The 22,133-nt window shown below is 69.8% G+C and carries 23 protein-coding genes and 1 pseudogene; 13 read left to right on the top strand and 11 right to left on the bottom strand.

Annotated elements, in window-relative coordinates; translation table 11 throughout:
- Positions 1–100 precede the first annotated feature (100 nt).
- Positions 101–1,354, bottom strand: coding sequence for a class I SAM-dependent methyltransferase (locus JAN01S_RS04510; RefSeq protein ID WP_084360033.1), 1,254 nt, complete (start codon positions 1,352–1,354; stop codon positions 101–103).
- A 188-nt stretch (positions 1,355–1,542) separates the two neighbouring features.
- Here JAN01S_RS04510 and groES point away from each other — a divergent pair, with 188 nt between their 5' ends.
- The 6 genes from groES to JAN01S_RS04480 all read left to right on the top strand — a co-directional run bounded on the left by groES (position 1,543) and on the right by JAN01S_RS04480 (position 7,155).
- A complete protein-coding gene (groES, locus tag JAN01S_RS04505) occupies positions 1,543–1,839 on the top strand; it encodes a co-chaperone GroES (RefSeq protein ID WP_068314336.1) in 297 nt (98 codons plus the stop codon).
- 104 nt (positions 1,840–1,943) lie between these two features.
- Positions 1,944–3,548 carry a chaperonin GroEL gene (gene groL / locus JAN01S_RS04500; protein WP_068314333.1) on the top strand — a complete coding sequence of 535 codons (1,605 nt, stop codon included), beginning with the start codon at positions 1,944–1,946 and terminating at the stop codon, positions 3,546–3,548.
- Positions 3,549–3,702: 154 nt separating this feature from the next.
- Positions 3,703–4,239 carry a helix-turn-helix transcriptional regulator gene (locus tag JAN01S_RS04495; protein ID WP_068314330.1) on the top strand — a complete coding sequence of 179 codons (537 nt, stop codon included), beginning with the start codon at positions 3,703–3,705 and terminating at the stop codon, positions 4,237–4,239.
- A complete protein-coding gene (locus tag JAN01S_RS04490; protein ID WP_068314328.1) occupies positions 4,236–4,940 on the top strand; it encodes an ABC transporter ATP-binding protein in 705 nt (234 codons plus the stop codon). The genes JAN01S_RS04495 and JAN01S_RS04490 overlap by 4 nt, the downstream gene beginning before the upstream one ends.
- The gene (locus tag JAN01S_RS04485; RefSeq protein ID WP_068314325.1) at positions 4,937–6,433 is read left to right on the top strand and encodes an FtsX-like permease family protein; all 1,497 of its coding nucleotides are present in this window, start codon (positions 4,937–4,939) and stop codon (positions 6,431–6,433) included. Before JAN01S_RS04490 ends, JAN01S_RS04485 begins: the two co-directional genes overlap by 4 nt.
- An 80-nt stretch (positions 6,434–6,513) precedes the next feature.
- A complete protein-coding gene (locus JAN01S_RS04480; RefSeq protein WP_068314322.1) occupies positions 6,514–7,155 on the top strand; it encodes a DUF937 domain-containing protein in 642 nt (213 codons plus the stop codon).
- Between the two features lie 72 nt (positions 7,156–7,227).
- Here JAN01S_RS04480 and serA read toward each other — a convergent pair whose 3' ends face one another.
- Positions 7,228–8,430: a phosphoglycerate dehydrogenase gene (gene serA / locus JAN01S_RS04475; RefSeq protein ID WP_068314319.1), complete on the bottom strand. Its 1,203-nt coding sequence runs from the start codon at positions 8,428–8,430 to the stop codon at positions 7,228–7,230.
- Between the two features lie 119 nt (positions 8,431–8,549).
- Between serA and JAN01S_RS04470 the strand changes: the two genes are divergently transcribed.
- A complete protein-coding gene (locus tag JAN01S_RS04470; protein WP_068314316.1) occupies positions 8,550–9,245 on the top strand; it encodes an aspartate/glutamate racemase family protein in 696 nt (231 codons plus the stop codon).
- Position 9,246: 1 nt separating this feature from the next.
- On the opposite strand, the gene JAN01S_RS04465 is transcribed toward JAN01S_RS04470, so the two are convergent.
- Positions 9,247–9,492: an RNA-binding S4 domain-containing protein gene (locus JAN01S_RS04465; protein WP_068314315.1), complete on the bottom strand. Its 246-nt coding sequence runs from the start codon at positions 9,490–9,492 to the stop codon at positions 9,247–9,249.
- A gap of 30 nt (positions 9,493–9,522) precedes the next feature.
- Complete coding sequence (locus JAN01S_RS04460) at positions 9,523–9,825, bottom strand: WhiB family transcriptional regulator (RefSeq protein WP_068314313.1); 303 nt, start codon at positions 9,823–9,825, stop codon at positions 9,523–9,525.
- Positions 9,826–10,002: 177 nt separating this feature from the next.
- Between JAN01S_RS04460 and guaB the strand changes: the two genes are divergently transcribed.
- Positions 10,003–11,544: an IMP dehydrogenase gene (guaB, locus tag JAN01S_RS04455; protein ID WP_068314312.1), complete on the top strand. Its 1,542-nt coding sequence runs from the start codon at positions 10,003–10,005 to the stop codon at positions 11,542–11,544.
- Positions 11,545–11,555: 11 nt separating this feature from the next.
- Positions 11,556–12,554, top strand: coding sequence for a hypothetical protein (locus tag JAN01S_RS04450; RefSeq protein WP_068314309.1), 999 nt, complete (start codon positions 11,556–11,558; stop codon positions 12,552–12,554).
- Here the strand turns inward: JAN01S_RS04450 and JAN01S_RS04445 are convergent.
- The 3 genes and pseudogenes from JAN01S_RS04445 to JAN01S_RS17750 form a co-directional block, all read right to left on the bottom strand.
- Positions 12,538–13,605, bottom strand: coding sequence for a P1 family peptidase (locus JAN01S_RS04445; RefSeq protein WP_068314307.1), 1,068 nt, complete (start codon positions 13,603–13,605; stop codon positions 12,538–12,540). The genes JAN01S_RS04450 and JAN01S_RS04445 overlap by 17 nt on opposite strands.
- 27 nt (positions 13,606–13,632) lie before the next feature.
- Positions 13,633–14,361 carry an alpha/beta hydrolase family protein gene (locus JAN01S_RS17370; protein ID WP_068314305.1) on the bottom strand — a complete coding sequence of 243 codons (729 nt, stop codon included), beginning with the start codon at positions 14,359–14,361 and terminating at the stop codon, positions 13,633–13,635.
- Positions 14,362–14,374: 13 nt separating this feature from the next.
- A pseudogene (locus tag JAN01S_RS17750) lies at positions 14,375–14,668 on the bottom strand (CE1 family esterase); the annotation flags it as partial.
- A gap of 335 nt (positions 14,669–15,003) precedes the next feature.
- Here JAN01S_RS17750 and JAN01S_RS04430 point away from each other — a divergent pair.
- Positions 15,004–15,480, top strand: coding sequence for a hypothetical protein (locus JAN01S_RS04430; protein ID WP_068314299.1), 477 nt, complete (start codon positions 15,004–15,006; stop codon positions 15,478–15,480).
- A 177-nt stretch (positions 15,481–15,657) separates the two neighbouring features.
- On the opposite strand, the gene JAN01S_RS04425 is transcribed toward JAN01S_RS04430, so the two are convergent.
- From JAN01S_RS04425 to JAN01S_RS04410, 4 genes are read right to left on the bottom strand one after another with little or no spacing between them, the layout of a single operon-like run.
- A complete protein-coding gene (locus JAN01S_RS04425) occupies positions 15,658–16,155 on the bottom strand; it encodes a hypothetical protein (RefSeq protein ID WP_068314296.1) in 498 nt (165 codons plus the stop codon).
- A gap of 8 nt (positions 16,156–16,163) precedes the next feature.
- Positions 16,164–17,555, bottom strand: coding sequence for a DNA/RNA non-specific endonuclease (locus JAN01S_RS04420; RefSeq protein WP_068314293.1), 1,392 nt, complete (start codon positions 17,553–17,555; stop codon positions 16,164–16,166).
- Positions 17,556–17,572: 17 nt separating this feature from the next.
- Positions 17,573–18,472, bottom strand: a complete 900-nt coding sequence (locus tag JAN01S_RS04415; RefSeq protein WP_157075599.1) for a hypothetical protein — start codon at positions 18,470–18,472, stop codon at positions 17,573–17,575.
- Positions 18,469–19,092 (bottom strand): hypothetical protein, encoded by a 624-nt coding sequence (locus tag JAN01S_RS04410; protein ID WP_068314286.1) that lies wholly within the window; start codon positions 19,090–19,092, stop codon positions 18,469–18,471. Before JAN01S_RS04410 ends, JAN01S_RS04415 begins: the two co-directional genes overlap by 4 nt.
- Before the next feature lie 468 nt (positions 19,093–19,560).
- Between JAN01S_RS04410 and JAN01S_RS04405 the strand changes: the two genes are divergently transcribed.
- From JAN01S_RS04405 to JAN01S_RS04395, 3 genes are read left to right on the top strand one after another with little or no spacing between them, the layout of a single operon-like run.
- The gene (locus JAN01S_RS04405; RefSeq protein ID WP_157075598.1) at positions 19,561–20,241 is read left to right on the top strand and encodes a hypothetical protein; all 681 of its coding nucleotides are present in this window, start codon (positions 19,561–19,563) and stop codon (positions 20,239–20,241) included.
- Positions 20,241–21,731, top strand: a complete 1,491-nt coding sequence (locus JAN01S_RS04400; RefSeq protein WP_157075597.1) for a WXG100 family type VII secretion target — start codon at positions 20,241–20,243, stop codon at positions 21,729–21,731. Before JAN01S_RS04405 ends, JAN01S_RS04400 begins: the two co-directional genes overlap by 1 nt.
- A 3-nt stretch (positions 21,732–21,734) precedes the next feature.
- Positions 21,735–22,118, top strand: a complete 384-nt coding sequence (locus JAN01S_RS04395) for a hypothetical protein (RefSeq protein WP_068314276.1) — start codon at positions 21,735–21,737, stop codon at positions 22,116–22,118.
- The last annotated feature ends 15 nt before the right edge of the window (positions 22,119–22,133 follow it).

Raw genomic sequence — 22,133 nt, 5'->3', positions numbered from 1 at the left:
CGCATCTCCCCGGGGGATGCGCGCTCTGGTCGTTCCTTGGCGCGCACTTCCCCGGGGAGATGCGCGGGTTGGGGGCGGTGGGCCTCGCCGGCCCGGGCGCTCAGTCGCCCGCGGGGTCGACGGGTCGGACCACGAGGACGACCTGGGCCCCGGCGACGCGGGTGAGCACGATCGTCGCGCTCTCGCCGCTGCCGGCGTCGCGGCCGATCTTCAGCTGGCGGCGCAGTTGGTCCTCGTCGAGGCGGATGCCGCGCTTCTTGACCGTCAGGCCGGTGATGCCGCGCTCACGCAACCACGCTCGCAGGCCCTTGACGGAGAACGGCATCGCCTCGAGCACCTCGAACCGGCGGGCGTGGCCGAGGTCGACGGCCAGGTCGCTCGTGACGTACCCGAGGCCCGCCTCGAGCTCCATCCCGGAGACCGCCCCGGTGACGGTGCCGATGAGCCCGGCGCGGTTGACCGCGCGGTCCGCCTCGTAGAGCCACGCACCGATGTCGGTGAGGGAACCGGCCGCTGCCGGGTCGTCCTCGCAGGTGCGCTGGTCGACCTCGACGGGCGGCGCCCCCTTCCTCAGCACGCGGGCGCTGCGGCCGGCCTCCTTGACGAGGGGACCCCACCAGACGGTGCACTCGAGGACCGTGCCCTGCCACGACGTCCACTGGGCCTCGGTGCCGAGCGGCGGGATGTCGTGGGGGAGTGACGGGCTGAGCTTGGCCCCGGTCGCCGGGACGTCGCGTGCAACGGAGACGACGAAGTCCCACGACGGCGAGATCTCGTCGAGCCGGAAGACCCGCCGGGTGCGCCCGGAGCGGTCGGTGACCCCGGGGGTGCGGCGTGCGGGGTCCAACCACACGCCCGTGCGGGAGTGAAGGGGGTCCAGCGGCGGCTCGAAGTCCTCGGCCACGCCCGTGCGGGCCCGACTGTCGGGCCACGGCCGCAGGTTGACGTCGGCCAGGGCGGCGGTGAGCGGGTCGGCGTCCACGCCGTGCACCGTGACGCCCAGCGCGCTCATCGCCATGGCGTCCGAGCCGATGCCGCAGCCGAGGTCGTGGACCGTGGCCAGGCTTGCCGACGCGTACCGGCCCGCGTGGGTGGCAGCGACCTCGAGTCGGCTGGCCTGCTCGAGACCGTCGGCGGTGAAGAGCATCCCCTCGGCGAACTCGCCGAACTTGTCCTGCGCGCGGGCGCGCAGCCGCTTCTGGGTCAGGAGGGCGGCGACCTGCTCGGGGGACAGTCCGGAGGCGCGCAGTCGCGAGGCCTGACCGACGGCGTCGGACTCGGAGTACTCGGGCAGATCGTGGAGTGCGGCATGCCCCTCGGGGGAGGCGAGCCAGCGCACGGTCGTCAGATCCACGCCGCCCATTGTCACGTACGTGAGAGTGATTGGCACTCGGGTTGACCGAGTGCCAGATCACTGCCTAGATTTGGCATTGGCACTCACCGATGGCGAGTGCCAGATGCACGGCAGGTCGACCCCCGCGACGGCGACCCGTCACGCACGCCCCAGAACTCAACTCACGACCCTCACACAAAGGAGTCAGCGTGTCGGTTTCCATCAAGCCGCTCGAGGACCGCATCGTGGTCCAGTCCGTCGAGGCCGAGCAGACCACTGCGTCCGGCCTCGTCATCCCGGACACCGCCAAGGAGAAGCCGCAGGAGGGTGAGGTCGTCGCGATCGGCCCCGGCCGCTTCAACGAGGACGGCGACGAGCGCATCCCCATGGACATCGCCGTCGGCGACCGCGTCATCTACTCCAAGTACGGCGGCACCGAGATCAAGCACGGTGGCCAGGAGTACCTGATCCTCTCCGCGCGCGACGTGCTCGCGATCGTTTCCTGAACGATCTGACGCTCACAGCAGTACGCAGCTGACGCCCCGGGCGGGCCCACCCGGGTCCTCCCGGGGTGTCGCGCTTCCCCCCTTCGTAGAACCAAAGGACAGACATGGCCAAGGAACTGGAGTTCAACGACTCCGCCCGTGACGCCCTCCAGCGCGGCGTCGACCAGCTCGCCAACGCCGTCAAGGTGACGCTCGGCCCCAAGGGCCGCAACGTCGTCATCGACAAGGCGTGGGGCGCGCCGACCATCACCAACGACGGTGTGACGATCGCCCGCGAGGTCGAGCTCGAGGACCCGTACGAGAACCTCGGCGCCCAGCTCGCCAAGGAGGTCGCGACCAAGACCAACGACGTCGCCGGTGACGGCACGACGACCGCGACCGTCCTCGCCCAGGCGATGGTCCGCGAGGGTCTGCGCAATGTCGCGGCGGGCGCTGCCCCGTCCGGCCTCAAGCGCGGCATCGACAAGGCCGTCGAGGCGGTCTCCGGTCGCCTCCTCGAGATCGCCCGCGACGTCGAGGGCAAGGATGAGATCGCCCAGGTCGCGTCCCTGTCCGCGCAGGACCAGGGCATCGGCGGGATCATCGCCGACGCCTTCGACAAGGTCGGCAAGGACGGCGTCATCACCGTCGAGGAGTCCTCGACCGCCGAGACCGCGCTCGACTTCACCGAGGGCATGCAGTTCGACAAGGGCTTCATCAGCCCCTACTTCGTCACCGACCCGGAGCGCATGGAGGGCGTCCTCGAGGACGCCTACGTCCTGATCAACCAGGGCAAGATCTCCACGATCCAGGACATCCTGCCGGTGCTGGAAAAGGTCGTGCAGTCCGGCAAGCCGCTGCTGATCATCGCCGAGGACATCGACGGTGAGGCCCTCTCGACGCTTGTCGTCAACAAGCTCAAGGGTGTCTTCAACGTCGCGGCCGTCAAGGCCCCCGGCTTCGGCGACCGCCGCAAGGCGATGCTGCAGGACATGGCCATCCTCACCGGTGGTCAGGTCATCGCCGAGGAGGTCGGCCTCAAGCTCGACCAGGTCTCCCTCGAGGACCTCGGCCAGGCCCGTCGCGTCGTCGTCACGAAGGACAACACGACGATCATCGACGGTCAGGGCAACGCCGACGACGTCAACGGTCGCGTTGGCCAGATCAAGGCCGAGATCGAGCGCACCGACTCCGACTGGGACCGCGAGAAGCTCCAGGAGCGCCTCGCCAAGCTCGCCGGTGGCGTCTGCGTCATCCAGGTCGGTGCCCACACCGAGGTCGAGCTCAAGGAGAAGAAGCACCGCATCGAGGACGCGATCTCCGCGACCCGCGCGGCCATCGAGGAGGGCATCGTCGCCGGCGGTGGCTCCTCGCTCGCCCACGCGGTCGCCGTCCTCGACGGTCTCTCGCTCGAGGGCGACGAGCAGGTCGGCGCCAACATCGTGCGCTCGGCCGCCGTCGAGCCGCTGCGCTGGATCGCCGAGAACGCTGGCCTCGAGGGCTACGTCGCCGTCGCCAAGGTCCAGGAGCTGACCCCCGGTCAGGGCCTGAACGCCGCGACGGGTGAGTACGGCGACCTCGTCGGCCAGGGCGTCATCGACCCGGTCAAGGTCACCCGCTCCGCGCTCGTCAACGCCGCGTCGATCGCGTCGATGGTCCTCACCACCGACACCCTCGTCGTGGAGAAGAAGGAGGAGCCCGAGGCTGCCGGCCACGGTCACTCCCACTGATCTCCTGACCGCCTCGAGGGCGGTGTCCTGAGGCGCGAGTCTGCGCAGCAGGCGGGCCTCGAAGGGGGCGTCGCACCGATCCGGTGCGGCGCCCCCTTCGTCGTGCTCGAAACCCTCTTGACAGTCACTACTCACACAGTGAATAGTCGTTCGCATGACGACGGGGCACGTACTCATGGGGCTGCTGAGCAGGGGGCCGCAGCACGGGTACGACCTGAAGCGTCACCACGACGAGCTGCTCCCGGCGGCCCGGCCCATGGCCTTCGGGCAGGTGTACGCGGCGCTGGGGCGGCTCGCCGGCAAGGGCTTCGTGAGCGAGGCGGCGACCGAGCGGGCCGGTGGGCCGGAGCGCACCGTCTACGAGCTGACGGACACCGGCCGCGACGAGGTCGATCGCTGGGCGGCCGAGGCCGAGGGGCCCACCGAGCACATCGCCAACCCGCTCGCCACCAAGGTCGCGGTCGCGCTGCTCGTCGGGGGGCAGGACGCGGCGCGGGCCTTCCTGCGGCGCCAGCGGGCCGCCCACCTCGAGCGTATGCGCGAGCTGACCCGCGACAAGCGGGAAGCGAAGGGGGACCTGCACCGGGTCCTCGCCGCGGACTACGCACTGGGCCACCTGGATGCGGACGTCCGGTGGATGGAGGACGCGCTCGAGCGCGTCCACGACCTCGAAGGGGACACGAGACGATGACCACCCACCCGCCAGGGCACGCCCTGGCCGTCCACGCGACCGGCGTCGCCCACGACTACGGCCGGCGCCCCGCGTTGCGCGGGGTCGACCTGTCCGTCGCCGCGGGGGAGATGGTGGCCGTCACCGGCCCCAGCGGCTCCGGCAAGTCGACCCTGCTCCACGCGCTCTCGGGGGTCCTTCGGCCGGACGAAGGGGAGGTCCGTCTCGGCGACGAGGTGGTCACCACGATGTCCGAGGACGCGCGCTCGCGGCTGCGGCGCACGCGGGTGGGGGTGCTCTTCCAGTTCGGCCAGCTCATCGACGAGCTGACCCTGGCCGACAACGTCGCCCTGCCCCTCCTGCTCGAGCGGCGCAAGCGCGCCGAGGCGATGGAGACAGCCCGTGCGTGGCTGACGCGGGTCGGGGTCGGCGACCTCGCCGACGAGCTCCCGGGGCAGGTGAGCGGAGGCCAGGCGCAGCGCGCGGCGCTCGCCCGCGCCCTCGTGACCAACCCCGGGGTGCTCTTCGCCGACGAGCCGACGGGCGCGCTCGACTCCCGGGCCGGTAGCGACGCGATGGACCTGATCACCGACCTGGCCGCGGAGGAGGGGATGACGGTCGTGCTCGTCACCCACGACGCGCGGATCGCGGCCTACGCCGACCGCGAGGTCGTCCTGAGGGATGGCCTTGTCGATGCCGACGAGACGGCGGTCGTAGGGTGAGCCTGTCGTGGGTCGAGGCGACCCGGTTGACGGCGAAGGGGGGACCCGACGACCGTCTGCGGCGTTGGCTCATGACCGGCTGCGCCGCACTCGCCACGATGCTGGTGGCAGCAGCGGCGACGATCCCGTCGCAGATAGGTGAGGTCTGGAGTGCCTCGGTGCTCGGTCCCCTCCTGCAGGACACGCAGACGGCCGTCGGGGTACTCGTGGCGCTCGCGGTGTTGGCCGTCCCCGTCCTTCACCTGATGAGCCAGGCGGTCCGTGTCGGGGCCCCGGCGCGGGAGCGTCGCCTCTCGGCGATGCGCATGGCGGGAGCGACCCGGGGAGAAATCCGCCAGGTCGTGCGGATGGAGGCACTCGCGTGCGGTGTCCTCGGAACGGTTCTCGGAGTGGCTGGCTTCTACGCCTTCCTGTGGGCCGCCCCCCATGTCCTGACCGTCCGGTACGAGGACCACGGCGAGGACATCGGGGCGTACGGGGCGGATGTCGCCTCCGGGACCCGTCCGGTCATCGCCCTCGACGTCTGGCCGCACCCGATCACCGTCGTGGCCGCAGCGCTCGTCGTCCCGCTCGTGGCCGCACTCGTCGTGCCGCTCACCGCGCGGTGGGTCGCGGTGGGTGCCAGTCGGGTAGTGCGGGATGACCGAGAGATGAGCCCGACACTCGCTCTGGGCCTGCTGGGGAGCACGATGGTGGCCGGCACGTGCGTCCTCGCGATGATCTTCGTCCCGGTGGACGGGGGGTCTGCGGCCGGGCGGGTCGTGTCTGCTCTCGTCATCCCCCTGTTCCTTGCCACCTGCGGCATGGCCGTGTGCCTGCTGGCCGTCTCCGCCTCGGGTGTCGCCGCGCGGCTCGGTGCGGCGTTTGCGCGCAGCGGTCGTCCAGCGTCGGTCCTCGCCGGGCGGATGATGCAGGCGCACCCTCGACTCGCCGCCCGCTCGGCCGTCTCGCTCGTGCTCGTTGGACTCGTCGGGGGCGTAGCGGTTCCCCTGCAGGGCGTGCTCGAGTCGGAGTTCCTGAGGATGGGCGCGCCCGGACGTGGTCCCACGATCTCCCCTGAGGGGGTGCCGTCGTCCGACCTGCTCTACTACACCGTCCCCGTCATGGCGGTGCAGGCACTCGCCGCGATCGCCGCCGTGCTCGGCGCAGTGGGGCTGGTCGTCGCCGTGTCCGAGCAGGTCGGCCTGCGCGGCCGTGACCTCGCACGGCAGGTGGCGGTCGGCGTACCCAGAGCTGTGGTGCGGCGGGCACTCCTCGTCGAGGCCGCGTCGCCGGTCGCCATCATGGCGACCCTGGCCCTGGTCGCCGGCGCGGCCGTCCCCGTCCTCTCGGTGACGTTGACCGGCAACGCCGAGCTGCTCGACAGGGTTCTGTGGGGGCGGCTGGCCGGGCTGTGGGTGCTCCTCGTCGGGGCAGCGGTCGCAGCGAGCTGGCTCGGCGGGTTCGCCCTGCCGAGCGCTGCCGAACCGCAGCGCATCCGCGATCGGGAGTGACCCCCTTCGCCTCCGTCGTCGCTACATTGATCGGCAACGGGGGGCGACGAGGCCACCCGACCCATGAGAGGTGGCACCAGATGGCTGCAGTTGACGACATCCTCCGCAACCTGCCGATCGACCAGCTCGCCCAGCAGGTGGGCGCCCAGCCCCAGGAGGTCGAGCAGGCCGTGCAGCAGGCGCTGCCCGCGCTGCTGGGTGGCCTGCAGGCCAATGCACAGGACCCGGCCGGCGCGGACTCGATCATCCACGCGCTCGGCGACCACCAGGACGACTTGGTGGCAGGTGGCGTGGACCTGCGCCGCATCGACACCAACGACGGGGAAAAGATCGCGTCCAACATCTTCGGCTCCAACGAGCCGCAGGTGTACTCGGCGCTCGGAGGCGGTGCGGGCGGTGCGCTCGTCAAGCGCCTCATCCCGATCCTCGCCCCGATCGTCCTGTCCTACATCTCGAAGAAGGTGCTCGGGGGTGCCGGCGGCGGCACCACGGCCGGTGCCGCGCCCGGCGGTGGGGGAGTGCCGTCCGGCGGCGAGGGAGCCCTGCCGGGGCGGGGTACGGCCCAGGCCGGGCCGGCGGGTGGGGGCGCACTGGACTCGATCCTGCGCGACGTCCTCGGCTCCGCCGTCGGCGGCGGCACGACCCAGCAGCAGGCGCCCCCGCAGAGCGGCGGCAGCATCATCGACATCCTCGGAGGGCTGCTCGGCGGCGGGCGCCGCTGACGCGCCGCACCCTCACAACGCGTCGAGGTGCCCGGGACCAGGTCCCGGGCACCTCGACGCGGAGAGGGCGGATCAGTCCGTGACGATGACCCGGACCTCGACGGTCTCGGGCAGGTCGCGCAGGCGCTGCTCGGTGTCCGCCGGCAGGTGGCCGGCCAGGTCGGTGACGGCGTAGCCGTACTCGCCCTTGGTGCTCAGCTGTTGGCTGTCGATGTTGACGTCGCCCTCGGACAGGATCGTGTTGACCCGCGCGAGGACGCCAGGGACGTTCTGGTGCAGGTGGAGGATGCGCGTGCCGCCCTGGGCGACGGGGGCGGCGACGGCCGGCACGTTGACCGACATCGTCGTGGCGCCGCTGGTCGCCCAGTCACGCAGCTTGCCTGAGACGTAGCGGCCGATGTCGAGCTGCGCCTCCTCGGTGGACCCGCCGACGTGCGGGGTGAGGATGACGTTGGGGATGCCCTGCAGGCAGTTCTCGAAGGGGTCGCCCGCCTTCTTCGGCTCCGTCGGGAAGACGTCGACCGCCGCCCCCGCGATGTGCCCGGAGAGCAGGTTGTCGCGCAGCGCCTCGAGGTCGACGACGAAGCCGCGGGAGAGGTTGAGGAAGAGGCTGCGGGGACGCATCTTGGCGAACTGCTCGGCCCCGAAGTTGCCGGCATTGCCCGCGCGACCGTCGACGTGCAGCGTGATCGTCTCGCAGGTCTCGAGCAGCTCGTCGAGGGTCTCGCACTTCTTGGCGTTGCCCAGCGGGAGCTTGTCCTCGAGGTCGTAGAAGGAGACGTGCATGCCGAAGGCCTCGGCGACGACCGACAGCTGGGCGCCGATGTTGCCGTAGCCGATGATGCCGAGCGTGCGGCCGCGCACCTCGTGCGCGCCCTTCGCCGACTTGTCCCAGACGCCGGCGTGCAGCGCAGCGTTCTTGTCCGTCAGGTGGCGGGCGAGCGAGATGATCTCGCCGAGGGCGAGCTCGACGACGCTGCGCGTGTTGGAGAAGGGGGCGTTGAAGACGACCGTGCCGGCCTGGGCGGCGGCGTCGAGGTCGATCTGGTTGGTGCCGATGCAGAAGGCGCCGATGACCTTCAGCTCCGGCCGCGCCTCGAGGACCGCGCGGGTGACGTGGGTCTTGGAGCGGATACCGAGCATGTCGACGCCCTCCAGGGCGGCGATGAGCTCGGCCTCGTCGAGGGCACCGGAGCGCGTCTCGACCTCGTAGCCGGCGTCGGTCAGGGCCTCGCGGGCGGTGTCGTGGATGTTTTCGAGCAGCAGCACCTTCACGCCCTGCAGGGTATGCCCGGCCCCGATGTGACCTCGCACGCGCCCGCCATCCGGGACCCGGACCCGCTGGGCGGAACCGAAACCCCACGGGCGCAACGCCGCTGGCTAAGGTGTGGGCCATGCATCTCTTGGGTGTCCTCGGCGGTATGGGCTGGTCGGCGACGGCGGAGTACTACCGCCGTCTCAACGAAGGGGTCGACGCCCGCCTCGGGGGCCTGCACAGCGCGCGCGTGCTCATCCACAGCGTCGACTTCCAGCCCATCGACGATGCGGAAAATGCCGGTGACTGGGACGCCATGGCGCGCACGCTCGTCGACGCCGCCCAGAGCCTGCAGGCCGGGGGAGCGGAGGGCATCCTGCTCGCCGCCAACACGATGCACGCCGTCGCCGACCGCATCGTCGAGGCCGTCGACGTCCCCTTCCTCCACATCGCCGAGGCGACCGCCCGCCGCGTCGAGGCCGCCCGCCAGCGCAAGGTCGGGCTCGTCGCCACCGCGACGACGATGGCGGGGGACTTCTACACGACCCCCTTCGAGCAGCGGGGGATCGAGGTGATCCTGCCCGAGGAGGGCCAGCGACCCGAGGTCGACCGGATCATCTACGAGGAGCTCGTCCACGGGGTCATCAAGGACACCTCGCGCCGCGAGCTGCGGACCGTCATGCAGGGGATGGCCGACCGCGGGGCCGAGTGCGTCGTCCTGGCCGGCACAGAGATCGGTCTGCTCATCGAGGAGGACGACTGCCCCGTCCCGTTGCACGACACGACGGCGATCCACGTCGACCAGGCCCTCGACTGGATGCTCTCCGAGGGGTGAGTCACCAGGGGACGTCGATCTCCGGCTCTCCCGTGACGACCTCGATCGCCTGACCGGCGAGCTCGACGATGCTGCCGGCGCGGATCTGCGCGCCGCGGCGGGACTCGACCTCGCCGTCGACGCTCACCTGTCCGGCGGCGATGACCTCGCGGGCCGTGGCCCCGTCCTCCACGAGCCCGGCGAGCTTGAGCAGCTGGCCGAGGCGGATGGACTCGTCGCGGATGTGGACCGGTTCGGGGGAGCTCACCCGACCAGCCTAGGACGCGAAGGGGGGACCTCAGCCGGCGAGGCCCGCGGCGGCGATGTCGCGGTCGGCGAGGATGACCTGGCGCTCGTCCTCGGTGAGGCCGCCCCAGACGCCGAAGGGCTCGCGGATGGCCAGGGCGTGCTCGCGGCAGGCGGCGATGACGGGGCAGGCCGCGCAGATCTCCTTGGCGGCGGCGTCACGGAGGCGACGGGCAGCACCGCGCTCGCCGTCGGGGTGGTAGAACGACTCGCTGCCGGTCTCGCGGCAGGCCCCCTCGAACTGCCACTCCCACAGGTCCGCGACCGGACCGGGTGCGCTCGTGACGTGTCCCATGATCTTCCTCCGAGCCTCTCGGCGGGTCCGTGCTCCCCCACCTTCCTGAGGGCCAACCTAAGGAGATCGACACCAACGCAGGTCGTCCAAAAAGTATGGATTGGCCCCGAAAAACCGGGGTTTGGTCAGGGAATGGTCAGGTCAGGAGGCGCTCTCACGGTGGCCTACGATAGGGAGATGGATTTCGGTAACCCGACGGACCGTGACGACACCGGGGCCCAGGGCCCGAACCCCTTCGCCAAGGTCGGCCTGACCTACGACGACGTCCTCCTCCTGCCCGGCTACAGCGAGCTGGCACCCGGGGACCTCGACACGACGACGCGCCTGACGCGGGAGATCAACATCAAGACGCCGCTCATCTCGGCGGCCATGGACACCGTGACCGAGTCGCGGATGGCGATCGCCATGGCCCGGCAGGGCGGCATCGGCGTGCTGCACCGCAACCTCTCGATCGAGGACCAGGCCTACCAGGTCGACCTCGTCAAGCGGACCCAGACCGGCATGATCACCAACCCGGTCGTCATCGGCCCCGACGCGACCCTCGACGAGCTCGACCAGCGCTGCGGCGAGTACCGCGTCTCGGGCCTGCCGGTCGTCGATGGCGACAACGTGCTCATCGGCATCATCACCAACCGCGACCTGCGCTTCACCCCGGTCGCCGAGTGGGCCACGACCCTCGTGCGCGATGTCATGACCCCGATGCCCCTCATCACCGCGCCGGTCGGCATCTCCCACGAGGACGCGACCCTCCTGCTGCGCCAGCACAAGCGCGAGCGGCTCCCGATCGTCGACGACGGGGGCCGTCTGGCCGGTCTGATCACGGTCAAGGACTTCGTCAAGAGCGAGCAGTTCCCCCACGCGAGCAAGGACGGCCAGGGTCGCCTGCTCGTCGGTGCGGCCATCGGCTACTTCGGTGACGCGTGGGAGCGCGCGACGACCCTCATCGACGCCGGGGTCGACGTCCTCGTCGCCGACACCGCGCACGGCCACGTCAAGCTGCTGCTCGAGATGTGCGAGCGGCTGAAGCAGGACCCCGCCACCCGTCACGTGCAGGTCATCGGCGGCAACGTCGCGACCCGCGAGGGCGCGCAGGCCTTCATCGACACCGGCGTCGACGCCATCAAGGTCGGGGTCGGCCCGGGCTCGATCTGCACGACGCGCATCGTCACCGGCGTCGGCGCACCGCAGATCACCGCGGTCCACGACGCATCCCTGGCCGCTCGCCCGGCGGGCGTTCCGGTCATCGCCGACGGCGGCCTGCAGTACTCCGGTGACATCGCCAAGGCCCTCGTCGCGGGCGCCGACTCCGTCATGGTCGGCTCCCTGCTGGCCGGCTGCGAGGAGAGCCCCGGCGAGCTGATCTTCATCAACGGCAAGCAGTTCAAGGCCTACCGCGGCATGGGCAGCCTCGGCGCCATGAGCAGCCGCGGCAAGAAGTCGTTCTCCAAGGACCGCTACTTCCAGGCCGAGGTCACCAGCGACGACCAGCTCGTGCCCGAGGGCATCGAGGGCCGGGTCGCCTACCGCGGCACCCTCGCCCAGGTCGCGCACCAGATGGTCGGTGGCCTGCGCCAGTCGATGTTCTACGTCGGCGCCGGTACGGTCCCGGAGCTGCAGGCGAAGGGGAAGTTCGTCCGGATCACGTCCGCCTCGCTCAAGGAGAGCCACCCGCACGACATCCAGGGCATCGTCGAGGCGCCCAACTACAGCCTCGGCTGAGCGAGGTCGAGGTGACCCGCGAGCAGACCGGGCCGGCAGCTCCTCCCCGGGAGATCGGTCCGGTCTGGTGGTTGATGCAGGGCGCCGGGTTCGCCTTCAACCTGGTGCTCACGGCGGTCCTGGCGTTCGCCCTGTCGATGCTCACCCGGATGGTCGTCGAGGGGACGACGGAGCCGGACCCCCACCTGCCCACGATCATCGTGTGGTTCGTCGTGTGCGTCCTGCTCATCGTCGTGCCGCTCACCCGGGGGTCCTGGCGCGAGCTCAAGGACGAGCGGGTGCACGTCGACAGCTTCGGCAACGAGCTGCGCATCGACCGGTGGTCGGCCTCGCACGAGCGGGAGCGGTTCGCCGAGCGGGTCGCCGCCGACCTGCGGGGACGCGAGCGGATGCGGGAGAGCCGCCCGGAGCCCGAGCCGGAGTCCGTCGCCGAGCCGGTCCGTCCTGACCCCACGGACGAGGAGCTGCGCCGAGAGGCGTTGCGCCGCAGGGAGACCGGGCCGGGCATCCCCGACCCGGCCGAGGCCGCCGCCGACGAGGGGCGCTGGGCGCGCCCCCTTCGCCTGCTCGATCGCGTGGCTCTGGTCTGCCTGGCCCTGTGGCTGCCCCTCATCATCGTCGGGGCCCTCGTGATCGGGGCATCGGAGGAGTGGACGTCGTGGGACCTGCCACGGTGGCCCATCCTGCTGACCCTCATCCCGCTGCCCCTGGGCCTGCTGCTCAAGTGGCTCCACCTGTTCCTGCGGCACCGCGTCGTCGGCACCCGCCACAGCCGCAGCGACCTCGCGGGGTTCCAAGGGATGGCGTGGATCATCACGGCCTTCCTGTGCGGGCTCGTCGCCTTCACCGGGCTGATCATGCGCGAGGAAGCATTCGGGATCTTCCTCATCGGCACCCCGCTGACGGTGCTGTGCATCTGGCTGGGCCGGCGCGAGATGCGCCACGCCCTCCCGAGCGCCTCCGGCGGCGGCGGGGACTACTCGGTCCCCGAGATCAGCTCACTCGACTGACGGCCTCCCGGTAGGAGGGCAGCAGTGCCCCGCCGTCACCGGAGCGGTCGACCGACTCCGCCGCGAGCACCGCCCGCACGATCGCCCGCGTGACGCAGTCAGCGGCTGCCGTCTGCAGGGCCACGAGGTCGAAGGGCGTCGTCCTGAGGTGCGACGCAGGAGCCTCGAAGGGGGAAGGGGTCGGGGCGCCACCCGTCGCCAGGGCGAAGACCGTGTCGCCGTCGAAGGCCGTGTGCACCGGTGACAGGGCCCGGGCGAAGCCGTCGTGGCTCACCCCTGCGAGCGTGGCGCAGCCCGCCTTGTCGAGCGTCGCGTCGGTCGCGACGACGGCCAGCGTCGTCGCCGTGCCGGCCCGCAGGGCCTCGGCCTCCGCAGCCTGTCGCTCCCAGTGGGCCTGCACCGCAGCGGGATCCGGCTCCGGCACCGCGGCCTCGCCGGGCACGAGCAGGCGCTCTCCGAGCAGGCGGCCATCGGGCGTCAGCGGTGACCCCACGGCGTTGACGACGACGAGCGCACCGACCGTGGCGCCGTTGTCCAGGACGAGGCTCGCCGAGCCGACGCCTCCGCGCAGGCCTCCGGCTCGCGCGCCCGTGCCGGCGCCGACACCCCCTTCGGCCACCGGCCCGTCACTCGCCGCGGCGTAGGCCGCACGACCCTCGTCCGGGCCCGGGTGGTGCCGCCAGGCGCCGCCACGACCGAGGTCGAAGAGGATCGCCGAGGGCACGATCGGCACGATCTGGCCGGGACCGCCGACGGGCCAGCCCCGCCCTTCGTCCGCCAGCTCCGCCATCACGCCATCGGCCGCCGACAGGCCGAAGGCGCTGCCCCCCGACAGCACGACCGCGTCCACCGCGGTGACGAGGTTGCGGGGGTCGAGCAGGTCGGTCTCGCGGGTGCCTGGCCCGCCCCCGCGCACGTCGACGCCCCCGGTGGAGCCCACCGGGGGGACGACGACGGTCGTGCCGGTCAGCCACCCGCTCTCGTCTCGAGTGGCGTGGCCGACCCGGACTCCCGGGACGTCAGTGATGGCGTTGTGGGCTCCGGGGCGCATGTCACCAGCATGCACCCCGGAGCGGGTTCAGCAGCCGAGCTCCCAGTACCCCGGCGAGGTCTCCTCGAGCTCGGTCGTGACGTACATGTTCCACAGCCCCAGGGCGTCGCCGGAGCCGGTGGCGTAGGTCATCCCGCCCGACTGGTAGGCGCGTCCGGCGGTGGTGTGGGCGTAGTTGCTCGCGGTGACGCACTCGCCGGGCTCCGGCTCGGGGTCGCCCGGGTCACCGGGGTCGCCCGGGTCCGTGGGGTCGCCCGGATCCACCGCGTCGGTCAGGCCGAAGAAGGCCGCGTCGTGCCGCGCCGAGCAGATCGTGTCGAGCATGTAGGCACCCGCCTGGCCGCACTGCACGGGCCCGGTGCCCGGGGCGACGGGCGTGCCGTGGCCCATGCCCTGGACCGAGTAGCGCACGACGGCGTCGTCGCCGTAGCTCGTGCGGGTCGTCCCGGCCGGCAGGCTCGTGGTGCCGGTCGGCGTCGTGCTCACCCCGGCGAGGTCGGTGAACTGGTCGACGAGCTCGGTCGCGTTGGCGGGCACGACGGTCGAGTCGGCGGTGCCGTGCCAGATCGCGACCCGTGGGGCCGGACCGGTGTACCCCGGGTGGCCGGCTCGGGCGAGGTCGCCCCACTGCTGGGGTGTCTTGTGCGGCGGGTTGTTCATGCACCCGAAGGCGTCGACCATGGACGTCGCGCAGTGGTAGGGCAGACCCGCCACGACCGAACCGCCGGCGAAGAGGTCGGGATAGGTCGCGAGCACCCGCGGCGGTCATGCCACCGCCGGCCGAGAGCCCGGTGACGAAGCTGTTGTCGCTGCCGAGGTCGTGCGCGGACCGCGCATGCTGGAGCATCTGGGCGATCGAGGCGACCTCGCCCTGCCCGCGGGTGGTGTCCCCCTTCTCGAAGAAGTTGAAGCACGAGCTGGAGTTGTTGCCCGACGACTGCTGCGGGTAGACGACGGCGAAGCCGTACTCGTCGGCGAGCTGCGACCAGCCCGAGCCGGAGTGGTAGGCCTGCGCGGACTGCGTGCAGCCGTGCAGCGCGACGTCGCTTGTCCGAGACGGCATCAGCCCAAGCGATCCGACGCATGCCGTGCCGGGAGCCTGCGCACGAGCAGGCGCACGGCGTGTGCGCGATGGCGCTCTGGCAACTGGCTCCCGAGCACTGCGGGTCGTTGTCCGACATGCCCATCCCCCTTCGATCTGCATGACAGGTGTCTCCACAGTGGCACCGTGGAGCCCGCCGTGCACCCGCTGGCGGCTCCCGTTCTCGATGTGGATCGGTCGGTAGAACGGTCGCTTCGTCGTGCTTCCGGCTCACGCGACACCCACCGGCATCCATGCCGCGATAAGAGCCATTAGCAGAGGGCCTGGAAGACAAGGGCGCATGCCATCCTTCGGCTATGCAGACAGAAGTCATGGTCGCGTTGGTCGGGATCGGCGGGACCCTGGCCGGCGCTCTTGTTCAGGCCCTCGTCACAGGAAGTGCATCCCGGCGGGCCAGATACGTTGCAGTGCAGGCCAAGTGGGGAATCGTTCTAGGCAAGCTGTTCGACGCTGTGTCGGCTGTGGAGCGGTGGAGTCTTGCTGGGGGTAGCACCGCATCGCCGGAGTCGGTGTCCGAGCTGGAGGCGAAGCTCGATCACGCCTACAACCGGGTGCTCCTCGAGTGTCCACTCGAGTTGTCAAGGCCTGCGACGCATTATTGCGGCCTTGCCTTCGGGTTGCTGCGGGGAGAATCGAGCCTCGAACTGTTGGATGGAGCTCAGCAGAACGTCTATCTCGTCTACCGACACATCGGCGGCATCAACCAGGCAGTCGCCTGGCGGCATCGAGGGGACCGAGCACAGAAGTACATCGCACCCGAGTACCGGGACTAGTCACGGCCTCTTGACCTGGGTCGTCGTCGGAGTCAGCGGCCAGCGCCGACCATGGCCTAGTCGGAAGCTGCCCGGAGCTCGCGACGTCTGGCTCGTCGACCAGTCTGGGATTGCGCGGCACCTCGCAGCCCAGTGGCTCGGTCCGCGCGCCTCCCCGCGCCTCCACCCAGCGACCTCTCAGCCCTTGAACGGGCTCTCGTCATCGCTGGCGAGCCAGTCCCGGTACCTCTGGACACTGGCCAGCCACTCGTCCTCGGTATAGCGCTGCTTCACCAGATGCCAGTCGGGGATCTTGTCCCAGTCGCGGGGGTGTCGCCGCAGGTCGTTGATCCACGACTCCTCGACGGGCTCACGGTCACCGAATGTGGCTGGCTGGTCGTAATTGAACGTGAAGTGATACTCCCCAGAAGGCAGGACCCAGCACTCCATCGAGAACCACGTGCCCTTCCCTGGCTCGTACATGGCTTCGTCGAGGTCCCCTGCGGCGAAGGTGGCCTGGTCCGGGAAGTACCGGACAGCCTCATCCTCGCCGGGAACCTGGGCAAGGAAGTCCAACCACGTATGGCCGTTGATGGTCGTCACGGACGCAATCGCCCGGGTCCATCCGGTGGGGGCTTCTGCAGCCATGTCACGCGCGATCACCTCCTGGAGGTCGCGCACCTTATCGACGTTCATTGGTCCACCTACTTGTTCTTGATCAGTTCCCGGGGCTGCATCTCACCGTTCTTGGTCCATTCGACCATGAAGCGGTCGGGACGTTTGGAGTCTCCCGAGTAGACCGGGATGATTTTGGACTCGATCACCGGTGGAGGGTGCTCCTTCAGCAGCGTTCGCCACTGACGCTCAATGCGTGCGTAGTCTCCCTGGTTGGCCTGCTTCGACATCGCCAGCAGGTTGATTCCCTCGCCCGGCCCGCCCACACCCTTGCCGTAGATGTGCCCGCCCTGGTCACCAGGCAGCCGGTCATCCCCGCCCGCCTTGCGTTGTTGATAACCGTTGCGGTGGCCCGGTTCGTCCGTCAGGACCCCGTGCGCCTCCTTGACCCGACCGTGCTCGTCAGTGACGTACACGAAGCGGTTGTCCACCACATACGTGCTGTCCGGCTGAGGGTTGTTCAGCTCCTTGTTCCAGTTGAACTTCTTCCCGCTGTCCACTCGTATGGCATCCCGGGGGATCTCGTAGGAGCCGATCTGGTTGATCTTGTCCGGATGCCGGTACGGATTGGGCAGCCGATCGACCAACTCATCAAGATGCCGTCCCGCCAGACGCCCGAGCGGGCCCATGAGAAGCGTCGCCCCCGCCGTGGCCTGTCCCACCGGGTTGGACAGCTCCTTGGTCCAATACCCCTTCGGGTCTTGGGCCATGTCGCCCCAGGAGCGCATCTCCTCCGCCAAGGCCGGATACCCCCACTGCGTAGCCGGCAGGATCGGCGGCAGGTACTGGAAGTACCCCAGCCGGTCGGGCACGGAGTCAACGAAGTCTGCGGCACCGTCGAGCGCGTCCAACGCGTCCGCACCCTTGTCGGTGAAGATCACCTCGCGTTGCCACCAGTCGTTCGCGCCGTCGAGGACCTCTCCAGGTGGAGGCGGCATCGGGATCCCGACCCGACCGAACTTCTTCCGCACATCCGCGACCCACCTGCTGACCGGGTTGTCCGCGAACGGCATCGAGGGCGGCAGAGCCGTCGATGCGTTCACCCATGGCGCTCGCGGTGAGGTCAGCGGGAAACCGAGAGCACGCAGAGCGTCCTGCATGTCCAGGGGCCTATCCACCGTCCCTGGCGCGCCACTCCTGGACCCTTCTCTGGATGCTTGGTCCTGCTCCTCGGCCTGCTCGACCAACAATCTCGCCAACGTCGACAACCGCTCCGCAGCAGCCGCCAACAGCGGCTCCGACCGCTGCCAATCAGCCGCGAAGACCTCCGTGTCCGCACCCGCCCACGCCTCGACCAGCACACCCATCGACGACGCCCCCGCGTGCTGCACCTGCAGCAAGGTGCGCGCCGACCCCGACAGGTCCTGCGCCACCGCGCGCAAACGATCGGTGTCCGCCCCGTGCGTAACCCCCGTGCTCATCCCCCTGACACCTCGCCTCAGCCCGACGAGACGACGACGCTCTGCAGTTCGCCCACCGTGACGTCCTGGCTCGAGGACCTGGTGAGCGTCTCGGTCTCAGTGGCGTCGCCACTGACGGTCACCTCGTACGTCAACTCAGCGGTGATCGTGTACGTACCCGCCTCTTTGTAGCCAGTCGCAATACCGCAGTCAGGGCTGGTCGCCCAGCCCATGCTCTCCACGTACTCGGTACCGGGACCCGTGCACGTGACCGACTGCCCATCCCCCAGACTCCACACAACCTTCGACGGCTTGGCCGTGACCGTCACGGAGGTGCCCCCTGCTGACGCGCTGTCGGTGCGAGTCCGCCACTCGTCATCGTCGAGCCAGAACCACGTGGGAACCCCGACAGTGCCCTTGCAGCCAACGTCGGTGCACGGCGCGGACCCGATCTTGGGCTTGGGGAGCTTGATCTTGGCTTTGGCCTGCTCGACGACCTCGTGGACGGTCACTGTCGTCGTGGTCACCGTCCGCCCCGGCGCGTCCGGAACGGCAGCCTGCGCTGGCGTCGCCTGGGCGGGTGGGCACGGTGCCATCGGGACCTGACCACACGCGCGCGGGGGCGGCATGCCGAGAACTTCCTGACGGAACTCTTCCTGCCGGATCGCCAACTTCTCGGCCTCCGTCAACGCCCGCGACGGAGCGTTCACCTGCTGCGAGCGACCCTGCTGCGGGTTCGACTCCGGTGCGCCCGTCGTCCCCGGCTCTTTTGTCGTCCGGGTCTTCGTCACCTTCGTGCGAGTCGTCTCGGTGACCGTCGATTTGCACTGACCAGTGAGCTGGTTGCACCTCTTGGAAACTGCAGACTGTCCCGCCCACGCAGGTGCGCCAGCCGAGATGATCAGCAGCGTCAACAGCACCACCAGCGGTCTCCTCATGATGATTCCCCCTTGTCGCATTCCGGCTTGATGTCAGGCTTGACGCTCTCCAGCTTCCACTGGTCGTCGTCCTGCTTGCCGCGCTTCATCGTCACGAGGTTGACCATCTCGGTACCGGCCTTGATCGGCTTGTCGTCCGGGTCGGTGCGGATGTCGGTGCCCTTCTTGATGATCTTGCCGTCAGCCCCCTGGATGTCCTTCGTCAGGACGGACTTCTGGTGCACCTCGTAGCAGACCTCGATGGTGGCGATCGGGCCGGCAGCCGACGACTTCGTCGTGGTTTGCATGGAGAGGAGCTTGTCCCGGCCGACCGCCTTGGTCGGCGGTGCAGTCTTGGCGAACTCGACCCCAGCCGCGTACGCCTCCTCCGTGTACAGGTGCCTCTCCTTCTCAGTGGGTCCCTGCGAGAGAGAGCGAGTCGCCTGCAGGTCCCAGATCTGCTGGTACGTGTCCTCGGCGGCCTTGGCGAGCTGCTCGTCCTCGTTGCTGCTAGTGGTGGACGAGCTGCTCGCGGCCGAGGTGGAGTCGGTGGGCTCTGCCTCGCCGCCGTTGCAGCCGCCCAGCACCACCGTGAGAGCGAGAGCGGTGATTGCGGTGGTGGTTCGGGCGTGGATGCGCATGGGGCTCCTATGCATGTGCGATGACCGTGTCGACGTGAACTAGGTCGTGATGGCTGTGGCTGATCATTCGGGTGCTGTTGGGCCAGGTCACCGATGCGCCGCATCGCGGCTCTGCGCCACGAAGAACGTCTCGGTCGCGGCCTCGCTGGGCGCGGTCAGCGTCGGGCGCATGGATGTCCTCTCGGTCGGCTGCGACAGATGTCGCGAAAGTGGTCCCCACTCCACCTCACCACGGGTGACCCACTCGCGCATCTCGAGGCGTAGTCCGTGTGCCTCACGTCTCTTTCCTTCGTCCATGACCGTACGAGGCGAGCCGAGCTGGCACATGGGTAGTACTCCCCATGTGCGCCATCGCCGCTGATGTGGTGGAGTCAACGCGCACAGCCACACACGACCGGGGGGCACACGAGGATGGACAACGGACCGATCAACGTCCGCAGGCTGAGCTTGCTGGCCTACAACACAGCCGTGAGCAGCGCCCGCGCCGAGCCGTCCGGACTCACGGGCACCAGCAGCGCGACTGGTGAGGTCGACGCCTGGGCGGAGCTCGAGGAGTCCGGCCTGGCACGCGACGGACACCTCACCCCTGAGTGGGCCCGAGCCCTGGCAGGAGCGACCAGCGCTCCCGTCACCATCACCGTCGCCGCACGGCACGACCGGATGGTCTTCGACACAGACGTGGCCCTGCTGCGGGGACTGGGCCTGACCGTCACGCAGCGCTCCCTCGTCGGCGACGAGCCATCCGAGACCCTGCACGAACCGGTTGTCGAGCTTGTGGCCTTCTCGCCCGAGCAGGTCTGGCAGGCGGTGCGCCGGGTGCTGCCCCCGGAAGAGACCGTCCGCGCGGACCCACGCCCGACGCCGCCCAGCCAGCGCCGGACCCTCGGAGCCGACGAGGTCGCCCGCGAGGGTGTGCTCGCCGGCGGCGACGCGCAGGTCTCCCTGCTGGTCTCCATCCACACACCGCAGGGCACCGCCCCCTTCGGGCTGCACCGCTGGGTCCTCGACGGCGACGACCTCTACGAGGTCCGCGGCACCGACCCCGAGGTGGTGGCCGTGCAGCCGGGCGCGATCGCGCACGAGCTGGTGTACCTGGTCACCGGTGCGTACTCGGCCGCCGCGACCCACCTCGAGAGCACGGTGCTGTGATGGCCGTGCAGCAAGGTCTCGACCCCGAGCGCGTCGCCGCCGTGGCCGATCGACTGGCCACCGAGGGAGAGCGACTGACGCAGATCCACTCCACCGGTACCGCGATGATGGGCACCCTCGTGGAGTCCTGGGCCGGGCCGGACCTGACGCACTTCCACGACACGTGGCACCACAGCGCCCCCCAGATCCACGCCATGGCCGCGTCCCTGCGGGCCGCTGCCCGCGAGCTGCACGAACAGGCGCGCGCACAGCTCGACGCCTCGGGCCAGTCCGGCCGGGGCGCGGCCGCAGGCACCACAGCAGGCGTGGCTCCGGCTCCGGCGGCACGTCCGGGCGGCAGCTCCCCCTGGGACGGACTGACCGACTACAGCCGCAACCTGCTCGTCCCCGACGACAAGATGATCGACACCGCCAAGAAGATCGCCGACCACACCCGCGACGGTATCGAGGAAGGTGTCGACCGCGTCAACGAGGGCGTGGACTGGCTCGGCGACCGCGCCGAAGATGCCGGTGACTGGGGCCAGGACAAGGCCGAGCGACTCACAGCGTCCGTGACTGATCTGCTGCTCACCGGAACGGCCGGCCGCGTCGGCGGTGGCCTCGGGATCCTGCTGGAGACGACCCCGTTCTTCCGCGACGGTCATGGGGAGGCGGTAGCTGTCGTCGACCTCGACACCACCAACCAGGTCCGGGACAGTCACGGCAACTGGCATCCAGCGGTGTCAGAGCCCACTTCACTGGAGGAGATCATGCGCGGCACCTCCAGCGCTTACGCGAATGACTCCAACGTCCGGATCACGACCATCACCCACGCAGATGGATCCAAGGCCTACATCGTGCAAACCCCGGGGACGCAGACCTTCACGCCCGGTACAGGTTCCAATCCGCTGGACTCCATGGGCAATTTCGCGACGGTGCACGGAGGGTCATCTGCCTCGACCGAGGCAGTCTGGGACGCGATGGAAAAGGCCGGCATCCCGCCGGGCGCGCCCATCTTGATGGCCGGCCACTCGCAAGGGGGAATGATCAACCAGACGCTCATGTCCGACCCGCGATTCATGGAGAGGTTCAACGTCACCCACGCCATGACGTACGGATCGCCGGTCGAATCCATACCGGACACCTCTGGTGCTCGCCAGCTCCACCTACAGCACGAGGGGGACATCGTGCCCCGAGTCGACCTCGGCAACACCCCCGAGCAGAGTCTGCTTCGGGACAGCAGCGACGTCGTCACACTGGACAACCCGCCGGGCGTCTGGGAGACGGAGCCGGTGAAGAACCATGGGCTTGGCCAACCTTTCGTCTGGCCAGGCAAGGACCCCTACACCGAGATCACGGGCGCGCACTCTCATGACGCATACGCTGACTCCGTCGCCGCCTCGAAACAGCCGAAGATCACCTCGTTCGAGAACGACCTCGATGAATTCATCGTGCAGCCACACGACGGCTCTAAGGTGACGGGCGTCGATGTCGAGATTCGAAGGAAGTAGCGAATGAGCACCAGCCGGCGGGCAGTCCTGCTGATCGCACCGACCGTCCTGGTGGCCCTGACGGCCTGCAGCCGCGCCCCCATGGACGCTGACGAGCTCAACCGCGCGGTCACCCAGGTCGACGGTGTGACTCACGCAGATCTGAAGATGGAGGAGGGCGGCGGCCTCACCGGCTGGGCCATCCGCGGCGAGGTCGGTCTGCCGGACGACGAGGCCCAGGCAATGAGCACTTTCCGCAACTGCCTGCAGGCCATCGCCGGCGTCGATGTGCGTTCGGGGGCCAATGTCCACGTGTACGTGACCGGAGTGAGCTCGTCCGGCGCGATCGGCCCGGAAGCCCTCGGCCTGCCCTCCGACACCAACGGTCTGAAGGAACACTTCAGCTGACGACCTGACGGCCCG

The organism is Janibacter anophelis NBRC 107843, from assembly GCF_001570945.1.
In the GTDB taxonomy this organism is placed as follows: Bacteria; Actinomycetota; Actinomycetes; order Actinomycetales; family Dermatophilaceae; genus Janibacter; species Janibacter anophelis.
The sequence above is the reverse complement of the archived record's forward strand: the minus strand, read 5'-3'. Positions and strand labels throughout refer to the sequence as shown.